Consider the following 20,587-nt stretch of genomic DNA (forward strand, 5'->3'; position numbering starts at 1 on the left):
CAAGGATGGATGGAGAATAATCTACCTAAACTGTTTCATGATATGGGCTGTATCGATTTTATAAAGACTTAACTATAGTAAGCATATTAGCTAATGTAATAATTAACAGTATTAAACCAGTACTAATTAAACTTAAGTTTATTCGTTTACATATTAAGAGCGTACTAAATAAATTAAAAATTCTTTAATAAAAAATTAGTTTAGCTACGTTAAAAAGCATCAACTGAATTATATTTTTGGATATAGCTAACCCTCTATAAGAGAGCCACAGTGTTAACCTCGTTTGAAGTATCACAGTTACATCTGCACTCAGTTGCCTTGTATCTCTTTTAAATTGAATTAACTATAGCAAGCATTAAAAAAGCCCTGCAGTTGCAGGGCTTTTTTAACATTAAGTCTAAGGTATATCCTAAAACGGAATGTCATCATCTACAGGGCCATCTGGCATTGCTGTAGGCTTAGATTGTGCAGGTTTCTGTGCTGGCTGATTGAACTGGTTTTGCTGAGCAGGCGCCTGATTGTTAAAGCTATTCTGACCACCTTGAGCCGCTGGTTGATTGTAACCGCCTTGATGTGCCATCTGGTTATTTGCTTGCTGACCAAAGTTATTCTGGTTGTTTTGGCCACCTTGATTATTATAGCCGCCACTTTGACCTTGGTTCTGACCACCAAAGCTATCTCCACCTTGACCACCGCCAGTTTGACCATCAAGCATCTGCATTTGTTCAGCACGAATCTCAGTAATATAACGGTCTTGACCACTTTGGTCTTGGTATTTACGTGTACGCAAACTACCTTCGATATAGACTTTGCTGCCTTTACGCAGGTATTGCGCTGCGATCTCACCTAGACGATTAAAAAGTGCGATACGATGCCACTCTGTCGCTTCTCTTTTTTCGCCGCTTTGTTTGTCTGTCCACTGCTCTGATGTCGCAACCGAGATATTGGTTACGCTACCGCCATTGCTGAATTGGCGTGCCTCAGGATCTGCTCCGAGATTACCGATGATGATAACTTTATTGACTCCGCGCATGATACCGTCCTTTTACTTATGAATAATTTAATAAACTGTTTTAATCGTTATCTGATAGCGTCAGTTGATACTATCAATTGTATAATTTTACTTTAACCAATTTTTATCGAAATATCTATAGGCCACCTATGGTGCACGTCAGTCTATGTCGCTTAGATACTCTATCTTGATATACTAGTCGATATTGTAGAGTCCAATAAATAACAGGTAATAGATAAATATGCTGCTATTTTGCCATTTTAAGACGCTAAAGAACACCGTCTACCTTTATCGATATTGCATAGCACCTTACTTATTATTAAGTGATTTAGAGATTTCTAATTAGCATCAGAAGGCTTGCGATGCATGCTCAATGTCACGCTACCCAGCTCTACGCCAAATTTTTTCATCACTGAGCGATTGAGCATGACATCCTTATTGATAAGATACATCCAATCATCGAACGTTACTTTATAGGTTTTGTCCTCGACAGGTAACTCTAATAAGTAATTCCAGTGCAACGTGTTGCCAACCACTTGCCCTGTTGCCTCGCCAATAATATCACCTGCCACACCTCTCCAGCTGCCATCTGTCTGCTCAGTCAGACGCCATATACGCTGCGATTTCGTGCCATCTGCCCACGAGAACTTCTCGTTTAGGACAATGACATCATCTCCCTCATGGGTTGCATCAATATCAACATAAAAGCGTTTTTTGACCTCACCATTTCGACCTTGGAACATACCCCAACCATCAATTTGACCCGAAAAAAACTCATGCATGTCGAGCGTCGGTGTAGTATTCTGATATGCCTGAATATTTTGCGTAGCGCAACCAGAGGTCAGCAGCATGGCTGATAAACCAAGACCTACGGTTAACTTGGCTATTGAACGATGCGCCTTCTTTTTACCCTCAATGACACTACCAGACAACATCTTAAATTTACTCATATTAATTCCTTTTAAATAGAGATAAATAGTTAGTTTCTACTTATTGATACTGGTGGTTTATGAGACTGCTGTCTGTGCAATTTTTGCTATTTGGCTTTTTTTTCATATACAACTACTAGTACAAAACTATTATATATCTAGCGGACTTTGCGCCAAACTCGATAGCTGCTGACGTGAATCATCCGTCAACTGTGTCTTATCTAACTTTAAATAGGCGACTTGCTCTTTTGCCATTACGACCAACTCATCAACACCATCTACTGCCAACATCTGCCGTGACCAGTCTTGGATATTGATGTCTTTGGGAATAGTAATGGTCGTGCTCGATAAATAAGGTGGTTGAGAAATGGGAATGATGATAAGCAATGCGGCACCCATAATAAGAGCCAGTATGCCCCACGCCAACAAATTAGGCTGGCTTAATAACAAACCACCCATTGCCCCACCTACAAATGCTCCAAAGAACTGACTAGAGGAATTAAGCCCCATCGCGGTCGCTTTATTGGCGACTGGTGCGCGCTTAGATATCCATGAGGGAATCGTCGCCTCAAGTAAGTTAAAGCCCATAAAGTACAGCAGCAAACCCAATATGATACCAACACCGACCTGACTACCAAGTGCTAGCAATGCTAAAGCGGCAGTCATCAGTGCAATCGCACCCAAAAACACCTGACGCATTTTGCGTTTCTTTTCAGCGATGATGATAAAAGGTATCGCGATGGCGAAACCAATGAATAACAGCGGCAAATACACCATGCCTTGCTGACGTACTGATAAGCCAAGTACGTCACTGAGCTGGTGCGGCAATATCACAAATATCGCCGTCATCGTCAGATGTAGCGCAAAGATGCCGATATGTAAGCGGTTAAGATCACCAATCTTGAGGACAGTGGCTAACTGTTGACCGATGGTCTTATTATCCAGATTGTGCTTGAGCACGCGCATAGGCGTCGGTACTACCACCAATAGCAGCATCGCCAATATAGCAAATCCTGAAGTTAGCCAAAACAGCCCAGAGATACCGAGCGAGCCGACTAATAATGGACCAAAGGCAAAGGCCAGCATAATAGAGGTAGCAATCGTCAGACCCATCGTGGCCATCGCTTTGGTACGCATTTCCTCACGAGTCACATCAGCCAATAATGCCATCAGCACAGCAGAGACCGCACCACTACCCGCCAGCGCTCGACCAATGATCACTTCGTAAATATCTGTCGCATTTGCTGCAATCATGCCGCCGACGGCGAATAGTATCAATCCCAGAAAGATAATAGGCTTACGCGGGAACTTATCAGCAGCCAAACTCATCGGTATCTGAAAAATAGCCTGCCCTAAGCCATAAATACCAACGGCCAAACCAATCAAAAACGGCGTCGCGTGTGCATAATTATCACCGTAGACAGAAAATACCGGCACAATCATAAACAAGCCAATCATACGTAAGGCAAAGATGCCACCGACTCCGAGGATTGCCCGTTTCTCTACGCTATTCATACTTGCCTCACTGGTTGATCATTGCTGGTTGCTCATTGCTATCTTTCGCGACTAACACTGCGCCATACCATGATTTATCACTACTGGTTTATCAAGGCACTGGCCTATAAATCAAGCCCCCTAGTATAAGACATTCGCCGTTTGGTTGCCGAGACTTTTGTCTTACTGGTGCAGCAATGTATGCGCCCTTAACCCAAGCCATTCATATTACGAGATTATTTTGTTACCAAGTGCATCAGATGCACAGTCATGCCTTGAATAATGCTATCACCATGACAATAAAGTAAAACGTTGTCAGCACAATTAATGGCTAACTCAACATATCTACGTAACGATGAACGCTTCTATAAAATGACATTTTTGGTCAAAACCATAACAAACGATGCCTGTTACTTAACACTGATTTGATTTAGATTTGCTGAGTCCTATAAAAAATAGTCATAGGAACGACAAGCAATACAAAGCCAAACAATAATAGAAAATGAATAACTAGGCTGGCACAAATTTTGCCTTATCAATATATGTACCCTTTATAACAGCATTCTTAATAACGACATGATTTATAACGATAACTTTTATAACAATACTACTTATAACGACATCATAAATTTAGAATTATTCACGTCTTAACCAACCACTTTACTGATCTGTATTTACTTTTTGACTTGAGATATTTCCCAATCCCCTTTTAGCAAATAGGAAACCTGTAACCGATGGCACATGACCATATCGCAATACGCGGCGCACGTACTCATAATTTAAAAAACATCGATTTAGACATTCCACGAGATAAATTCGTGGTAATCACTGGCCTATCTGGCTCTGGTAAATCTTCATTGGCATTTGACACGCTGTATGCCGAAGGGCAACGCCGTTATGTCGAGAGTTTATCGGCCTATGCGCGTCAGTTCCTCTCACAGATGGAAAAGCCTGACGTCGATAGTATCGAAGGTCTATCCCCTGCGATTGCTATCGAGCAAAAATCCACCAACCATAACCCACGCTCGACCGTCGGTACGATTACCGAGATTTATGACTATCTGCGCCTGCTCTATGCACGCATCGGTACGCCATATTGCCCTGAGCACGGTGAGCCAATGGTTGCGCAGTCGGTCACTGAGATGGTCGATCAGGTCATGGCATTGCCAGATGATACTAAGATTATGATTTTGGCACCGGTGATTCGTGAGCGTAAAGGTGAACATACCGTCTTGCTTGAGCAGCTGATTGGGCAAGGTTTTGTCCGTGTGCGCGTCGATGGTGATGTCTATGACACTGACGAGCTACCGACACTGGATAAGAAGAAAAAGCACACCATCGAAGTGGTGGTCGATCGCTTTAAAGTTCGTGACGACTTGGGCAACCGTGTCGCTGAGAGCTTAGAGACGGCGCTACGCTTGGGTCAAGGGCTGGTCACGCTGCACTTTATGGATGGCAATCCAAAAGAAGGCGGCGATGACAATCAAGTCATGTCAGCCAAGCACTCTTGCCCTGTCTGTGACCGTGCAGTGCCTGAGCTTGAACCACGTATGTTCAGTTTTAACAATCCATATGGCGCATGCCCAAGCTGTGATGGTCTTGGCAAACGCCAATATTTTTCGGCTGAAAAACTGATTACTCATCATGAGAAGTCGCTCAATCAAGGCGCTATCAATGGTTGGGACAAACGCCATGCGTATTATTTCGGTTTGCTTAGCACGGTCTGCAAGCATTTTAAAATCGATATGGATGCGCCGTGGCAAGATCTGTCTAAAGAGCAGCAAGACCTCATTATGCAAGGCTCTGGTAAAGAAAAGCTCACCTTTAACTTTACCGATGAGCGCGGTCGCAAGACCAATAAGACCATACCGTTTGAAGGCGTGCTTCCTTACCTAGAGCGTCGTTATGCTAAGACGCAAAGTAACCTCGTTCGTGATGAGTTGGCAAAATATCTAGCAGATACTACTTGTAACGTCTGTGACGGCGCGCGTCTGAATGAAATCTCGCGCAATGTCCGTGTCGATGACCAAACCATCGCTCAAATCGTTAAGCTCTCTATTGGGGACGCTGCTGACTATTATAAAACACTAAAGATTGGCGGTCACAAAGGCGAAGTTGCCGAAAAAATCTTTAAAGAGATTAATGAGCGTCTAAACTTCCTTGTGAGCGTTGGGCTTGATTATTTGACCCTTGCTCGCTCTGCCGAAACACTATCGGGCGGTGAAGCACAGCGTATTCGTCTGGCTAGCCAAATCGGTGCTGGTCTGATGGGTGTGATGTACGTACTTGATGAGCCATCAATCGGTCTGCATCAACGTGACAACGATCGCCTGCTAAAAACCCTAACGCGCCTGCGTGACTTAGGCAATACGGTACTGGTCGTAGAGCATGATGAAGATGCGATTCGCCAAGCAGATCACGTCATCGATATCGGTATCGGTGCAGGCGTACATGGCGGTCATGTCATCGCTCAAGGTACGGTCGATGACATCATGGCAAACAAAGAATCGCTGACTGGACAATATATGTCTGGTAAGAAAAAAATCGAGATTCCAACTGTCCGTCATAAAGCCAAAACCATCGATGTGGAAGTCAAAGGTAAGGTCAAAGCCAAAAAAGTACCGATGACCATCGAGCTAAAAGGCGCGTCAGGTAATAACCTACACGATGTGGATTTGACCATTCCTGTTGGCATCATGACTTGTGTGACGGGTGTCTCAGGTTCGGGTAAATCAACCTTGATTAACCGTACGCTTATGCCATTGGCAGCGACTCAGTTAAACAATGCCTCAACGCTGATTGCTGACAAGTTTGAAAGCATTAGCGGTCTTGAGCATTTGGACAAAATGGTCGACATCGATCAAAGCCCAATCGGTCGTACGCCGCGTTCAAACCCAGCGACTTATACTGGCGTGTTTACCCCTGTGCGTGAGATGTTTGCCCAGACCCAAGAAGCGCGTGCCCGCGGTTATAAGCCGGGTCGCTTTAGTTTCAATGTGAAAGGCGGACGCTGTGAGATGTGCCAAGGTGATGGTCTCATTAAGGTTGAAATGCATTTCTTACCTGATATGTATGTGCCCTGTGATACCTGTGAGGGCAAACGCTACAACCGCGAGACGCTAGAGATTCACTATAAAGGCAAGAGCATTGCTGATGTGCTCGATATGACGGTCGAGGACGCGACTGAGTTTTTCTCTGCAATACCAGCGATCTATCGTCGTTTGCAAGCTCTGATGGATGTGGGTCTTGGCTATATTCGCTTGGGTCAGTCTGCGCCGACGTTATCTGGCGGTGAAGCGCAACGTGTCAAACTGGCACGTGAGCTTGCCAAACGTGATACAGGACAGACGCTGTATATCTTGGATGAGCCAACCACTGGTTTGCATTTCCATGATATCGATAAGCTGCTCAATATCCTACATGCCCTACGCGATAAAGGTAATACCATCGTGGTCATCGAGCATAACTTGGATGTTATCAAGACGGCAGACTGGGTGATTGATCTAGGCCCTGAAGGCGGTAAAGGTGGTGGTATGATCATCGCTGAAGGTACGCCTGAGGAAGTGGCTGAAGTCAAAGAATCCTACACGGGTATATTCTTAAAGCCGATGCTTGAACAAAGCATGAAAGAAGTCAGCTAATACCCTTAGTGATAATTGATAAAAGGCTACTCTTTATAGGGTGGCTTTTTTTAATGTATAGAATCCAAGGTTGCTGTTGCTGTTGCTGTTGCTGTTGCTGTTGCTGTTGCTGTTGCTGTTGAGAGTCGCACTTTGTATTAAATGCTATCTAGTAAATTTAACCCTTCGCTATCAACCATGTGCCAGCCAATCCCATAAATGAAGACCCTACTCGGTTAAATTTTTGACGCGCTTTAGAACTTTTTAGACGTTTTTGCGCATAACTCGCCATAAAGGCATACATCATCATGGCAACAATGGCACAGCTAAAAATCACTAGACATAAAATCGTAATGTCTACGCCTGTCAGACTAGTAACTGGAAAAAAGCTCGGTAACAAGCTGATATAAAATAAAATAACTTTTGGATTGCTAATAGATACCAAAAAGCCTGACATCACACTTTTCAACCCCTCACTCTTGTTCTTTAGCACTATATTTCCAGTAATAATTTCACTTGGCACAGTCGTCCACATCTTGTACGCCAAGTAAAATAAATAACCTGCACCCACAAACTTAACGATAGTAAACAGTGTATTGAAATTACTTGCTAACACGCTCAGTCCATAAGCTGAGAACACCATATAAATAGTGTCGCCTGCGGCAAGTCCAATAATTAAAGGCAGCGCCGCCCAAGAACCTTGCGTCATGGCTTTGGCAATCGTGGCAAACACACCAGGGGCCGGCGTCATGATAAATATGAATACAGCAATGATGAAAGTGAATAGCTGGATGGTTGTAATGGTCATGACAGTCCTTTATGTCTCTATTAATCCTTAAATATAATTTATTTAATCAACAAATTTCTATTTTAGTATTCGTGTTTGAAATTTTTTGTTCACCTAAATATTATTTTGAGGATATTCTTTTTAGACTATCTATAGAAGCAGAACTAAATTTTTCACCGCAATCATTGAGTGCGGAAATATTAGTGGCTAAATACCTGATCAATGTAATTAAAAGATATTTAAATGATGAAATTACTCCTCTAGATATCTGTAGAGTAATTAGTAATATTGACTGTGGTTTTATGGATGCTCAGAGAGATTTACCTGATAACATTTCATACTACCCTTGTTGGCTTGGCAATTTATACAGTAGTTGTGATTGGTGTGATGAGACGTGGACAAATAGCAATGCACCTCACTTGAAACAAGATTTGGAGAATCAGTTGCCTCATGTTAGTGATTAGATTAACAGTAATAGTTAGTCAAATTAAAAAACCCTTTTGTTCTGAACCATTAAAAAAGCATCAGCTTAATTGCTGATGCTTTTTCGATACATTAACAAGAACTTATTATAGTTTAGCTCATAATAGAATAAGGCCTATTATTTGCTACATTTACCTTTTACGCCTAGCTGAAGATCTGATATCGCTTCTTTACCTTCAGCTTCTGAAACCAATTTCAGTCCAGCCCCGCCGACAAACACACCTGGCTTAATGTATTGCTGGATAAAATAGTTCTGACCCGCAGTAGTATTTACCATCAAATCGTTTGGAGAAAATTCAGACTCAGTAGAGACTTTATGCGTCGTATTTCCTTGCACTTCTTGATGAAAGAATGTTCCGCGCGCTGTTTCACCAACACACTCATCATCAATCCAAACATCTTTCTTCAAACTTGCACCTATGACACTGTTAGAACGATAGATATATAGTCCTGCTTTATCGTTTGAAGGTGGTTGAACCTGCTTTAATACATCAGATACATGCGTTTGCTCTGTAGGGATAGAAGCACAACCAGCAAATAGGACTGATGTCATGGTTAAAAAAGCGATTTTCTTTAGCATAATATTTCTCTAATAATAAAGTTTATCTGACTGACAAAATTTTAATAACATTGTGGTTTACCATAGAGAAATCAAACCTTAGACCATGTAACTCATTATTATCTTGACGCTTGATTTATAATATATAAACGTCTGATGCGATCTCTTTACTTGAACTATAATGTATAAATTTTGTTACGATACAATACAGATTATCCCTATAAAACTCAACATAATTTATCTAAATTTCCTTATATGATTTCAGAAATATATTTTTTATTAGGCTCAGGTGATGCTGATAGATTAAACGTGGTCACATCGTGTTCACAGAGCATAATTTGGACGTGATTAAAATGGCAGATTAGGTGTTGTTTTTCTATAAAAGCTACTTCCTAAACAAACTCCCGCTCAACATCCATCACCCGTGCATCCACCGTACGTTCTAGCTTCTCTTCAATTTGACTACATTGCGACTCGACCTCACGTTTCGACAGACCAACGATCACAAACGTCCACTCGCTGGCGGCATGCCGATCACGCTCACCGCTCTCACATACCGCGATGCTTGGCGTATTGCCAAAGCGCGCGTGCAAGCCGCCCATACGGTGGCGTTTTTCTTTTAACGAGCCACAGCCGGGCAATGAAAATGTCAGCGTCAAAATAGCGATATGCATTTTATGCTCCTTATCAAAAAATTTTACAATAGCAGCCAATATAATATCCGTTAATGCCTGCGCATCAGCATCTATACCCTTTATAATAGCGTATCAATACCAACCAACCTGCGTATCTCGCCCATGACCTCTATCAGCTACGTAAAGCAGCAGCGCATTACCCGACTATGCGTGCGCTGCGGACTACTCCTTATGCAGTATGGCGCTGAGTCTGCCGTGGTGGTGGATTTATCCAAACGCTTGGGGCTTGCCTTGGGAATGAATAGCGTCGAATGTTCGCTGAACTTTAACGCCATTACCTTGACGACTATCTGTGACGAGCGCTGTATCACCACCACTAGAGACACGATCAATCAGAGCATCAACGTCAATCTGTTGGTACAAATCCAGCAAATCGTCAATAAAACCGAAGCCACTGTCGATCATAATGACTTGATTGACCGCACTACCCTTGCCTTTGATGAGTTGGATAAGACCGTATATCCAACATGGTTAGTAAGCGTGTTTGTTGGTGCCTCTTGTGCGGCGTTTGCTTATCTGAATGGAGGTAGTTGGTCGATTACGGCGGTGACATTCATCGCGGGTATGGTGGCGATGTTTACCCGTATATATCTATCCAAGCACCACTTTAACCCTTTTATCACCGTCATTGTGACGGCTTTTATTGCCTCGCTCATTGGCGCGACGACCTACTATTTTGATATTGGTAACAATGCCGATATCGCTGTTGCCTCTAGCGTATTGCTACTGGTGCCCAGCTTTCCATTGATTAACTCTTTGTCCGATATTTTAAAAGGCTATGTCAATATTGGCGTTGGGCGTGCGGTCTTTACCTATATGCTCACCTTATCCGCGTGCGTCGGTATCGTCATGGCGCTGGTTTTACTTCGCATACAGCACTGGGGGTTTTAAGATGTGGTTTATTAAAACCGTCGTACTGTCTTGTATCATCACCCTTGGTTGGACGCTAATGTTTAGCGTACCCAAACGCTATATCTTGCCTTGTTTACTGATGACAGCGTTTGGCTTTGGGTTAAAGACAGCTCTCGTTTATCAGCACATTCATATCGTGGTTGCTAGCTTTTTTGGGGCGATGCTTGCCAGCTTTTTGGGTGTGTACTTTTCTAAGAAATATACCCTACCGCCCAAAGCGCTCATCTCGCCTAGCGTCATTTGTATGATGCCTGGTATCGCCGCTTATAAGGCGATGGTCAGTATGGTACAGATAGGTTACTTTGGCTTTTCAGACGAGTTGTTTAGCCAAATGATGGTGTATTTGTTTGAAGCACTATTTGTCACCTCAGGATTGGTACTTGGCTTGTCTATTCCGGGACTGTTATTTTATAGACGTCGTCCTATTGTATAAATGGGTTTGAGTAGATTTAAATATCTAAATGCTAGGCTTTTCTTAACCAAGCAGCGTTTATAGTCAAGCGATTCAACATACGCTAACTATAAAAAACTTGTAAGATGAATGACAAGACCCATTACAGTAGAGTCGGAAACAGCACCAATAACAACTTAATAAAGAGACCGTATTATGACCAAACATTATGACTATATCTCTATTGGCGGCGGTAGCGGCGGCATCGCGTCACTCAACCGTGCAGCCAGTTATGGCAAAAAATGCGCCATTATCGAAGCCAATCAATTGGGCGGCACGTGTGTAAATTTGGGCTGTGTTCCCAAAAAAGTTATGTGGTATGGCGCGCAAGTCGCTGAAGCCATCCATAAATATGCGCCAGACTATGGTTTTGATGTTGAGTTAAAAGGTTTTGACTTCCAAAAGCTGGTACAGAGCCGTCAACAATATATCGAAAACATTCACCGCGCCTATGATAATAATTTGGCCAAAAACGGCGTCGAAGTGATCAAAGGCTTTGCCAAATTTGTCGATACCAATACCGTAGAAGTAAATGGCGAGCTGATTACCGCTGACCATATTTTGATTGCCACAGGTGGTCACCCGATTCAGCCAGATATCAAAGGCGCAGAATACGGCATCGACTCTGACGGATTTTTTGCGTTGAATCATTTACCAAAACGCGTGGCGATTGTGGGCGCTGGCTATATCGCTGTCGAGATCGCAGGAGTGTTAAACAGTCTGGGTGCCGAAGTGCATTTGTATGTGCGCAAACATTCACCACTCCGTACGTTTGACCATACTATCGTAGAGACTTTGCTGATAGAAATGGAACAAGCTGGCATCAAATTACACACTAATACGGTGATCAGTGAAGTCAATAAAAATGACGATGACAGTCTCGATTTGACCACCAACGATGGCGGTGAAGACTGTATCGATACTGTCGATTGCTTGATTTGGGCAATTGGTCGCGCACCATCGACTGACGGTATTAATTTGCAAGTGACAGGGGTCGAGACAACCGAGACGGGTAAAATTAAAGTCGATCAGTTCCAAAACACCAATGTCGATGGTATTTATGCGGTTGGCGATATTATCGAGAACAGCGTAGATCTAACGCCCGTAGCGATTGCCGCTGGTCGTCGTTTATCTGAGCGTTTATTTAACAATAAGCCAAATGAGCATTTGGACTACTCGTTGATACCGACCGTAATCTTTACTCATCCTGCTATCGGTACGATTGGCCTATCTGAAATCGACGCGGTGGAACGCTACGGCAAAGAAAATATCAAGTGTTATACCTCAAGCTTTACCGATATGTATAGCGCGGTCACTCAACATCGTCAAAAATGCACCATGAAACTAGTATGCTTGGGCGATGATGAAAAAGTTATTGGCCTGCATGGTATTGGTTTTGGCGTCGATGAGATGATTCAAGGCTTTTCCGTCGCTATCAAAATGGGCGCGACTAAGGCTGACTTTGACAATACCGTTGCCATTCATCCAACTGGCTCGGAAGAGTTTGTGACGATGCGTTAGTTACGCAGACTGAACACGAAAAAGAGGGTGCTTTATAAGCACCCTCTTTTTCGTGTTCAATCCAATCTCAGCCTATTTTTCAGTGAGTTAATAGCTAAATGTCGTTAATACTACGAACCACTCGGATGATAAAATTAGCTATTTACTACAATTGCCTTTAATACCGAGCTCAAGGTCAGCTATCGCTTCTTTGCCCTCACTTTCAGGTACTAACTTCAAACCAGCACCACCGACAAAAAGACCGGGCTTAATATACTGTTTGACGAAGTAGTTTTGACCTGTTTCAGTCATTACCATTAAATCATTTGGTGAGAACTCAGATTCTGTTGAAACTTTATGCTCTTTATTTCCTAGCACCTCATGGTAAAAGAATGTTCCACGCGCAGTCTCTCCAATACACTCATCATCTACCCAGATATCTTTCTTCAAAGCCGCACCCACCACACTATTGCTACGGTAAATATATAGACCAGCATTATCTGTACTTGGTGCTTTAACTTGCTTGAGTACATTAGATACTTCAACATTTTCAGTGGGTACAGACGCACAACCAGCAAATAGTATTGATGTAACCGTTAGAAAAGCAATTCTTTTTAGCATGTTATCTCTCTAAGAATAAGGATAGTTTTGTTTAATATATTTTAATGACTTTATGATGAATAAATTATAGAGACATACCTCAGTTTCAATAGTCAAAACCAACTCGTCACTCGCTTGATAAACCTTAAAACTGGTTTTGCAAGTACCTCAATTATCAGTAATAGTCATTTGATATGTGACATCTATATGAATATGTAAGTAAGGTTTTCGCTGATTTTTTACCACTAATCCCCTCGTTCTTAATGTGTCTATAAAGTTACTAGAACTATATAGAATTATATCTTAGAAGCCAACTTATTTCTCGATATTTGCCTATTTTTATTTAATCTTGTTTTTCTATAATCGAATCACTTCTGTTTGAATAGCTGTAAAAAGTCTAAGTGAAGTCACGTTCATACAGACAGCGCAATCCTGTTGCTGCTATGATGCGCTTAATACTGACCGTTGAGAGATGACTGTGTGGCAGGTGTACTTATTTATATTACCAATTGGGCTTGGTATCATGACCTTGGCAGCAAGCCTATTGTTTTTGTTCGCTTATCTCATGTCGGATGATAATACCACGCGCTTGCCAGCATTTAACTGGTTCAAGCGCTTAATTATTGTGGCATTTATGCTTCTGAGTATTGGTCTGTTTATGACCTTTGGACATTTTTGGGGTTAATTTAGATAGAATATTTTTTAGTGTTTTTTACTAAGCCAATTTGATTAGCTAACGAATTTTTCGAGTTCTAATAACTCTAAATCATCACGCTTTGGCTCACCATTATTGCCATCGTTTGGAAACGGCATTTTGTTACCGTTGAACTGATAACCACGGCGCTGATAGTAAGCTAAAAGCTCAGGACGATGACTTAAGATAGACATGGTCAGACGGCTAGGCTGATTCAGTGACTGTAAATGACGATCTGCAAAGGTCTCGGCCGCTTGTAGTATTACATTACCGACTCCCTGACCTTGCAGTATAGGATGTACCGCAAACATGCCGATATAGGCTTTTTTATTTGAGTCAGCATCAGTTTTAATATCGACAGCGATACAGCCAAGTATTTCACCTGTTTCTTCTCCATCACGGTCGCCTGTTGTTGTTTTTGGATAAACGAAATAATAGTGCTTAGGATCATTGATAACGGCAGCGAGTTCTGCTGATGTAGTCCTGATACCGCCTATCAAGTCAGCCTCATTAGTCCAACCTGCTGTCTCGCGATAGCAGCAGTTCAATAATTGTTCAAGTGCGCCAATATCCTCTAATGTCGCTTCACGCAAAAATACCGACTCTTTATTAAAGTGGTCTGTTTTTATATTGCTGCTATTTATATTGTTTTCGCTCATATTATAATTTTTCCTTTTTCACTCATATAAAAAAACTGACTTAGATCGGTAAGTCAGCTTAAATACTAATACTTATTGTTTTATAGTACTAGCGCGATAATGCATGCGCTTGCTCAATAATATCGAGCCCTGCATTAAGCTGTGCGCGCGTCGGTGCATGACCACGGCGTAATAGCTCAGAGAAAGCGACCAGCTCTTTGTCACGTCCAAGCGTACTTGCTGCACTAGCCCGTGTATCTTCGCCGTCATCATCGAAGTAGTATTCTATATAATCGTGCGTATCTGGCGTACCAAATAGGATATTGTGATCTGGTGTCTCGGCATGACCACTATAGCGTAGGCTCTTGCCATATTGCATGGTCCAAAAGAAAGGGATACGCGCCTCTAATGAGTCAACACTGTCGTCATTTAATATCGCAGCAGCTGTAACCATGCCATGCTGCAGCGCCACGCGCCAATGCTCGATACGCATGCGACCCATTTGGTTGCTAGCTTTTGCAATATCACCCAACGCATAGACGCCTTCGCGCAGCTGTAAATGCGCATCGACTTGTACGCCATCTGGATCGTTAACTGCGCTCAATATCTCTGTACGTGGAGACACGCCAGTACCCAATATCACGATATCAGCATCAATATGTTCACCATTCGCCAGCGTGACACCGCCTACATTTGAAAAAGCTTGGTTATTGTTATCTCCATCCTTGTCCACTTGACGATTAACCTTAGTAATTTCATTGACGGTTGCGTCAAACACAAAGTTAATGCCCTTCTCTTCATGTAACTTAATTAAGGCGTTACTCACCGTTTCAGAGACAATATTGCCCATCACACGGCTACCTTGCCCAATCACTGTGATAGAAGCGGTCGTGCCTGCTTGCGCTAATGCCGAAGCGGTCTCCATACCGATAAAACCTGTACCAATAATCACCACACGCTGATCATGACTGGCCGCTTTAATTAGTTTGGCATCTGTCATGCTGCGTAGCGTATATACGCCATCTATGTCAGCACCTGTAATAGGTGGTAAGTTTGGTTTAGCACCAGTGGCGACGACCAAGAAGTCTGCCGTTTGACGTTCGCTGTTGCCATCATCATCTTCGATGACGACGGTCGCTTCATTGGGTAGCACTTCGCTAACCGTTTGGTTGAGGCGTAACTCAATATTGTTATTATCCGCCCAATTGGCACCGCCCAATAGCAGCTTATCCTCGTCCATCTTACCTGCCAAAAACGCTTTGGATAATAAAGGACGATTGTAAGGAGCTTTGTCATCTTTACTAATCAACGTAATCTTGCCGCCATAGCCACCCTGACGCAACTGGTCGGCCGTCATAAATCCTGCACCGCCACCACCAACGATAATAGTATGGGTGTCAGTTAATTTATCATTTTCGACCTGCCCCGTTACCTGAGCTGAGGTATCAACTGTCAAATTATCACCATCATGAGTCAGCTCATACTGGGTCAATCCTTTAGTCGCTATCGGCTCTAATAGTGAACCATCGCGACTATCAAAAGTCGCATGATGCCAAGGACAAACTACGCGATTGCCACAGCGTAATCCGTTACCCAAGTCTGCGCCCGCATGTGGACATTTGCCATCGAATGCACGGAACTCATCATCATCGCGAGTGATTAAAATGATACTATCGTCTTCTTGCTTATATGATTTCATGCCACCGCTTGGTATATCCGCTTTACTGATGGTGACTGTGTTGATCGTTGCGTCGGTCATAATGCTTCCTTAACAGTTATAATGATGTCTAATGACAGCAGGTTGAAAATGACCGTAACCAACCAGACAAATTCAACTTATCCTATTATTTTTAATATGCTATGCATTGATAGTAGCAAGAGCGCCGTGCACACGATGTTTTTTTGTATGTTTGCTGCGTTGCAAAACGTAATTATGCGACTTTGCTTTCCGCACTCCTTTTACTTCTAATCATTATTAATAAACAAAATAAAAGACGACCTTATGACTTCTCAAGACAACCAAAACGAAATAACTACTTCTCAAGATAGTTTAGATAACCCAGCTGCTACTCTTGATCGAACAACTGTTGCTCAAAACGCTAATGAACGAACAGCTAGTGAGAAAACAGCCAGTGAGCAAATTGACCTAGCTCATATGGATATTGCCACTATTACAGATACTGAAAATTTGCCTCAGCCAAGTTTTCAGCCAATACAGCAAGCGACTTATAAAGCCAATACGACTGATTTTATCGTTAATGAGCTATTGCCATTAGACTTCACTGGTGAAGGTGAGCATTTATGGCTACATATCGAAAAATCAGGCATGAATACTACTTATCTGGCGAAACTACTGTCAGAGTGGGCAGACATTCCATTACGTGATGTTGGCTACTCAGGGTTGAAAGACCGTCACGCGTTGACGACTCAGTGGTTTAGTTTGCGCATACCAAAGAAGCAATTGCCACCTACTGAGTTTGCACCAGTGGACATTGGCGAAAATGAGACTGTCACTATCCTTGCGCAGCACTGGCACAATAAAAAACTCAATCGCGGTACGCACCGTGCCAATCAGTTTGTTATTACTTTACGTGATATCCAGTTTGCGAGCGCTAGTGACGAAAATGTTGATGACGGAAGTAACGCATCACCCGAGCAACTACTATCTGCAAAAGAGGCCGTCGAGCAGCACTTAACGCGCATTGGTGAAAATGGTGTACCCAATTATTTTGGTCCACAGCGTTTTGGTCGTCAGGGTAATAACGTCAGAGAGGCATTATCACTGTTTGCTCGTCCGCCGCGAGAGCCTCGCCCGCAGCCAAAAAAGAGCAAACGTAAGCGTGCCCCGCGCGAGCAAAATACGATGGAATTGTCTGCTGCACGTAGCTTGATATTTAATGAGATATTGGCAGCACGGGTACGTGATGGTAGCTGGGACACTGGCCTAGCAGGTGAAGTGTTTAATTTGGATGGTTCAGGATCGATATTCACTAGTGAGACACTAGATGATACGTTGCATGCTCGTCTTGACAGTGGCGATATTCACCCAACTGCCGTGCTATGGGGCACGGGTAACGATAAAGTCACCGGTAGCGCTGCAGATTTAGAGACCGAGGTAGTACAACACAGCCCCCTACTTATGCAACTAGCAACTGGATTAGAGCAGCGTGATATTAAGGCGCAAAGACGAGCGCTACGCCTACCGATTGAGGCGTTAAGCTGGGAATGGTCGGACGATCAGACGCTGGTATTAAACTTTACTTTGACGACGGGTAGCTTTGCCACAAGTGTGCTCGCAAGCTTGGTACAGCAATTAGCTTCTTGATTGGAGGGATTAATGAAACTGGCATCTAAATTGGACTAATCAATAGAATATCAGCCATACCGATAATACTTACACAATCTTAGCGGCATGGCTGATCGCTAATAATTAATGGCTAACGACTCTTATAAAGCAATTGCTTACCGCCTTCTTTTTCAGCCCACATCTCATTTGCACTGACAACTTGATTGCGACCACGGTGCTTGGCTTCATATAAGGCCTTATCCGCTGTACTAATCAGACGTTGGCAGATATCACTAGGCAGCTTTTGCATTGAGGCTATTTGGCTTTCCGCGCGCTGAGTAGCAATTGGCTTGATAAGAGGTGACGTTCGAGCGACAGTCTTTTGCTGTGTGATCGTTTTATAGCCTTGCGCGATACAATCTCGCTCTTCATGAGTTAAGGTATATAGCCCAAAGCTTGCTGTCACATTAAAATCAGCCAGACCTTCAATCTTCATGACATGTTCAGCAATATTTAGCCGTAATTGCTCGGCAATCATCATAGCGCTATCATGCTTCGTGTCTGGTAGGACAATTAAAAACTCTTCGCCGCCATAGCGACTGATAATAGTCTTATCTGTTAATGACTGCGATAGCGTCTGTGAGATTTCAATTAGAACCTGATCACCTACATCGTGACCATAGTTATCGTTAATCTGTTTGAACCAGTCCAAATCTAACAGCATGACGCTTAAATCTTGATATTCTCGCACAGTAGCCAAGGCATACTTCATCTTTTTCAGACCGTAGCGACGATTTTTAAGCTGGGTAAGCTCGTCCTGATTGGCATGTCGTAAGGTCTCAAACCGACTATCATCTAATACCAATAGCAAAGCACGGAACATATAAACGATAAAAATCGCTTTTGGCAGCGCTAAATATAAATGCGTCGACCGCCAAAAAAATGCGGATGAGCGCTGTAGCTCGTTGATACTATCCCAATTTAAGACGTTGTTCTCAAAAGCCAACGCAGCAACCGCATTTTCAGCAGCCATAATCTCGTTGTAAGTTAGATAGTTATGACTTTCAAGCATAGGATGAATGACGGTCAATTGGCGTAAATTAGGCAGACTGACACCAAAGTAAGGTGACATGATCGCTAATAGCATCAAGATAATATGCAGCCAAAACATACGCCAAGCATAGCGGCGCCTGATCAACATCATACCTAGCATAGCAGCGCCGACGAGCGACACGCCTGCAAACAAACTGCTGTACCCTATCATCACAATAACAGTAGAAATGTAGGCGGTGTAAACCAAAACCAAAGCTATCTGCCATCGACTTAAAACAATTTCATTGTCATTGCTCGAATGAAATAAGCCTTTGACCATGCATAAAAAGAATAGCCCGACGAAGCTAATCCCAAGCCATAATGGATATAAATAATGTATGTTCACATAGGTGTTTAACGCATCTTGCTGCCACCAGACATACAAGCACCAGAACCAATGCAATGACACTTCTAACACGATAAATAAGGCCATCAGCGATGTTCGGTCAGCAGCCTGCCACTCAAAGATCATTTGAGAGATTTTGTTGTAACCTAGATGGGATATCGATACAGCCATAGAAGGGCTACCGCAGAGAGTATAAATACATTAAAAGATGTAAGTGCGTTGAATATATGAGCGCTAGAATCAAAGCCAAAGCATACTATTCGCTCTGAAACTTCCATATCAAGTGTTACAAGTTCTGGCCTTATTATCAATCTATTTTACGCATTTATTTCCCAATAATTTCTCTATGAATGCAATTTTGTTTACTTACCCATTTTTAGCCTTATTGATCATGATAAATAAGGCCCTGTCGCTATTGGAAGTAACCTTATTAGAAGTAACTGTAAAAAGTTCAATCTTACTCACTAAGCAAGCGTTGCAAAAGATTCCCAAACCCCTTGCTGATCATCATTTAAAGTAGGAACATCGCCCAAACGTCGCCAAGGCATGTTGCTACCGTGAAAATCACTACCGATAGATGCCGCAAGACCATGCTCAGCAAGGCTACGGTCGACCATTCTGCGGGTACTAATCGGCTCACTAGTGGCTGGTAGTTCACAAGCATCTCCGCCAAGCTGCGCAAACTCTTCGATCAATTTACGCACGCGTGTCGCTGATAGTTGATATCGCGTGGGATGTGCGAGCACCGCTTTGCCGCCGCAAGCGTGAATCAGCTCGATACCATGCTGCATCGTCAATGCCTCGATTGCTACATAAGCAGGTTTATTATCTGCTAGGTACTTATCAAAGGCTTTTTGAACGGTTTTGACTTCACCGCGCTCAAACAATACCTGTCCAATATGGGCGCGCCCGACTGCTTGTGGGTTGCCGCCTGCCTTATCGAGCACTGCTTGCCATAGCTCATCATAATTAATATCTAATAGCTCACTCAATTTTTCAGCGATACGTTGACCACGAGTGGCTCGACTGTCTTGCAGTTGATGCAACGTTGCATGCATTTTTTCGCGATCAGTAAAATCCAGTCCAAGTACATGAATAATTTTATTAGTGGATTTATTCTTTCCGTAACCACCGCTTAATATATGTTCACAGCTGATTTCAACGCCATTAATAATCTGCATATCGCAGGCACTGGCAGCGACTCTTGCCTCGTCAATCCCTGCTAGCGTGTCATGGTCAGTCAATGCTAATACGTTGATGCCCGCTGAATGAGCACGTTGTATGACCTCAGTCGGTGCATAGGTACCATCTGAACAAGTACTATGGCAATGTAAGTCGATTTTCATAAGCTAAGCCTTAAAGTGTTAAATAAAATAGAAGTAGAATAAAAGCTAGTGAGCAGACAGTCATTGTTACGATTATGGGCGTTGTAGTTTGTCTTGATGATTCTGTAGATTTAGCAGTTATCATTACTGTATTCGTGTTTATA

At 42.8% G+C, this 20,587-nt stretch carries 18 protein-coding genes; 7 read left to right on the plus strand and 11 right to left on the minus strand.

All coding sequences use genetic code 11. The annotated features are described in order from the left end of the window. Positions 1-409: 409 nt before the first annotated feature. The 3 genes from ssb to I3254_RS02485 form a co-directional block, all read right to left on the minus strand. The gene (gene ssb, locus I3254_RS02475; RefSeq protein ID WP_101204383.1) at positions 410-1,033 is read right to left on the minus strand and encodes a single-stranded DNA-binding protein; all 624 of its coding nucleotides are present in this window, start codon (positions 1,031-1,033) and stop codon (positions 410-412) included. Between the two features lie 317 nt (positions 1,034-1,350). Continuing rightward, a complete protein-coding gene (locus I3254_RS02480; protein ID WP_238050903.1) occupies positions 1,351-1,962 on the minus strand; it encodes a DUF3833 domain-containing protein in 612 nt (203 codons plus the stop codon). Positions 1,963-2,091: 129 nt separating this feature from the next. Further along, positions 2,092-3,456, minus strand: a complete 1,365-nt coding sequence (locus tag I3254_RS02485) for an MFS transporter (protein WP_238050906.1) — start codon at positions 3,454-3,456, stop codon at positions 2,092-2,094. Between the two features lie 713 nt (positions 3,457-4,169). Here I3254_RS02485 and uvrA point away from each other — a divergent pair. Further along, a complete protein-coding gene (gene uvrA, locus I3254_RS02490; protein ID WP_238050908.1) occupies positions 4,170-7,076 on the plus strand; it encodes an excinuclease ABC subunit UvrA in 2,907 nt (968 codons plus the stop codon). A 157-nt stretch (positions 7,077-7,233) separates the two neighbouring features. Here uvrA and I3254_RS02495 read toward each other — a convergent pair whose 3' ends face one another. Next, the gene (locus tag I3254_RS02495; protein WP_238050910.1) at positions 7,234-7,863 is read right to left on the minus strand and encodes a LysE family translocator; all 630 of its coding nucleotides are present in this window, start codon (positions 7,861-7,863) and stop codon (positions 7,234-7,236) included. Between the two features lie 11 nt (positions 7,864-7,874). Here I3254_RS02495 and I3254_RS02500 point away from each other — a divergent pair, with 11 nt between their 5' ends. Further along, a complete protein-coding gene (locus tag I3254_RS02500; protein ID WP_238050912.1) occupies positions 7,875-8,306 on the plus strand; it encodes a hypothetical protein in 432 nt (143 codons plus the stop codon). Positions 8,307-8,443: 137 nt separating this feature from the next. Here I3254_RS02500 and I3254_RS02505 read toward each other — a convergent pair whose 3' ends face one another. Both I3254_RS02505 and I3254_RS02510 read right to left on the minus strand, forming a co-directional pair. Beyond that, on the minus strand, positions 8,444-8,905 hold the full coding sequence (locus I3254_RS02505; RefSeq protein ID WP_238050913.1) for a DUF2846 domain-containing protein: 462 nt from the start codon (positions 8,903-8,905) through the stop codon (positions 8,444-8,446). Positions 8,906-9,276: 371 nt separating this feature from the next. Further along, on the minus strand, positions 9,277-9,558 hold the full coding sequence (locus tag I3254_RS02510) for a DUF503 domain-containing protein (protein WP_238050914.1): 282 nt from the start codon (positions 9,556-9,558) through the stop codon (positions 9,277-9,279). Positions 9,559-9,681: 123 nt separating this feature from the next. Here I3254_RS02510 and I3254_RS02515 point away from each other — a divergent pair, with 123 nt between their 5' ends. From I3254_RS02515 to gorA, 3 genes are all read left to right on the plus strand, one after another. Beyond that, positions 9,682-10,470 (plus strand): threonine/serine exporter family protein, encoded by a 789-nt coding sequence (locus I3254_RS02515; protein WP_101205821.1) that lies wholly within the window; start codon positions 9,682-9,684, stop codon positions 10,468-10,470. A 1-nt stretch (position 10,471) separates the two neighbouring features. Continuing rightward, the gene (locus tag I3254_RS02520; protein ID WP_160022269.1) at positions 10,472-10,924 is read left to right on the plus strand and encodes a threonine/serine exporter family protein; all 453 of its coding nucleotides are present in this window, start codon (positions 10,472-10,474) and stop codon (positions 10,922-10,924) included. 174 nt (positions 10,925-11,098) lie between these two features. Next, positions 11,099-12,463: a glutathione-disulfide reductase gene (gorA, locus tag I3254_RS02525; RefSeq protein ID WP_238050915.1), complete on the plus strand. Its 1,365-nt coding sequence runs from the start codon at positions 11,099-11,101 to the stop codon at positions 12,461-12,463. 138 nt (positions 12,464-12,601) lie between these two features. Here the strand turns inward: gorA and I3254_RS02530 are convergent, their stop codons facing one another. Further along, positions 12,602-13,063 carry a DUF2846 domain-containing protein gene (locus tag I3254_RS02530; protein ID WP_201570534.1) on the minus strand — a complete coding sequence of 154 codons (462 nt, stop codon included), beginning with the start codon at positions 13,061-13,063 and terminating at the stop codon, positions 12,602-12,604. Positions 13,064-13,565: 502 nt separating this feature from the next. On the opposite strand from I3254_RS02530, the gene I3254_RS02535 reads away from it, so the two are divergent. Beyond that, entirely contained in the window at positions 13,566-13,727 is a 162-nt protein-coding gene (locus I3254_RS02535; protein ID WP_238050916.1) for a hypothetical protein, read from the plus strand. A gap of 44 nt (positions 13,728-13,771) precedes the next feature. On the opposite strand, the gene I3254_RS02540 is transcribed toward I3254_RS02535, so the two are convergent. Both I3254_RS02540 and I3254_RS02545 read right to left on the minus strand, forming a co-directional pair. Next, the gene (locus I3254_RS02540) at positions 13,772-14,395 is read right to left on the minus strand and encodes a GNAT family N-acetyltransferase (protein ID WP_238050917.1); all 624 of its coding nucleotides are present in this window, start codon (positions 14,393-14,395) and stop codon (positions 13,772-13,774) included. Positions 14,396-14,483: 88 nt separating this feature from the next. Next, entirely contained in the window at positions 14,484-16,133 is a 1,650-nt protein-coding gene (locus I3254_RS02545; protein ID WP_238050918.1) for an FAD-dependent oxidoreductase, read from the minus strand. A gap of 396 nt (positions 16,134-16,529) precedes the next feature. Between I3254_RS02545 and I3254_RS02550 the strand changes: the two genes are divergently transcribed. Continuing rightward, positions 16,530-17,699 (plus strand): tRNA pseudouridine(13) synthase TruD, encoded by a 1,170-nt coding sequence (locus I3254_RS02550; RefSeq protein ID WP_238050988.1) that lies wholly within the window; start codon positions 16,530-16,532, stop codon positions 17,697-17,699. A 112-nt stretch (positions 17,700-17,811) separates the two neighbouring features. On the opposite strand, the gene I3254_RS02555 is transcribed toward I3254_RS02550, so the two are convergent. Beyond that, complete coding sequence (locus I3254_RS02555) at positions 17,812-19,269, minus strand: GGDEF domain-containing protein (RefSeq protein ID WP_238050919.1); 1,458 nt, start codon at positions 19,267-19,269, stop codon at positions 17,812-17,814. A gap of 293 nt (positions 19,270-19,562) precedes the next feature. Beyond that, a complete protein-coding gene (locus tag I3254_RS02560; protein WP_238050920.1) occupies positions 19,563-20,444 on the minus strand; it encodes a PHP domain-containing protein in 882 nt (293 codons plus the stop codon). Between the last annotated feature and the right edge of the window lie 143 nt (positions 20,445-20,587).

Source organism: Psychrobacter sp. Ps2, assembly GCF_022129405.1.
GTDB lineage: Bacteria > Pseudomonadota > Gammaproteobacteria > Pseudomonadales > Moraxellaceae > Psychrobacter.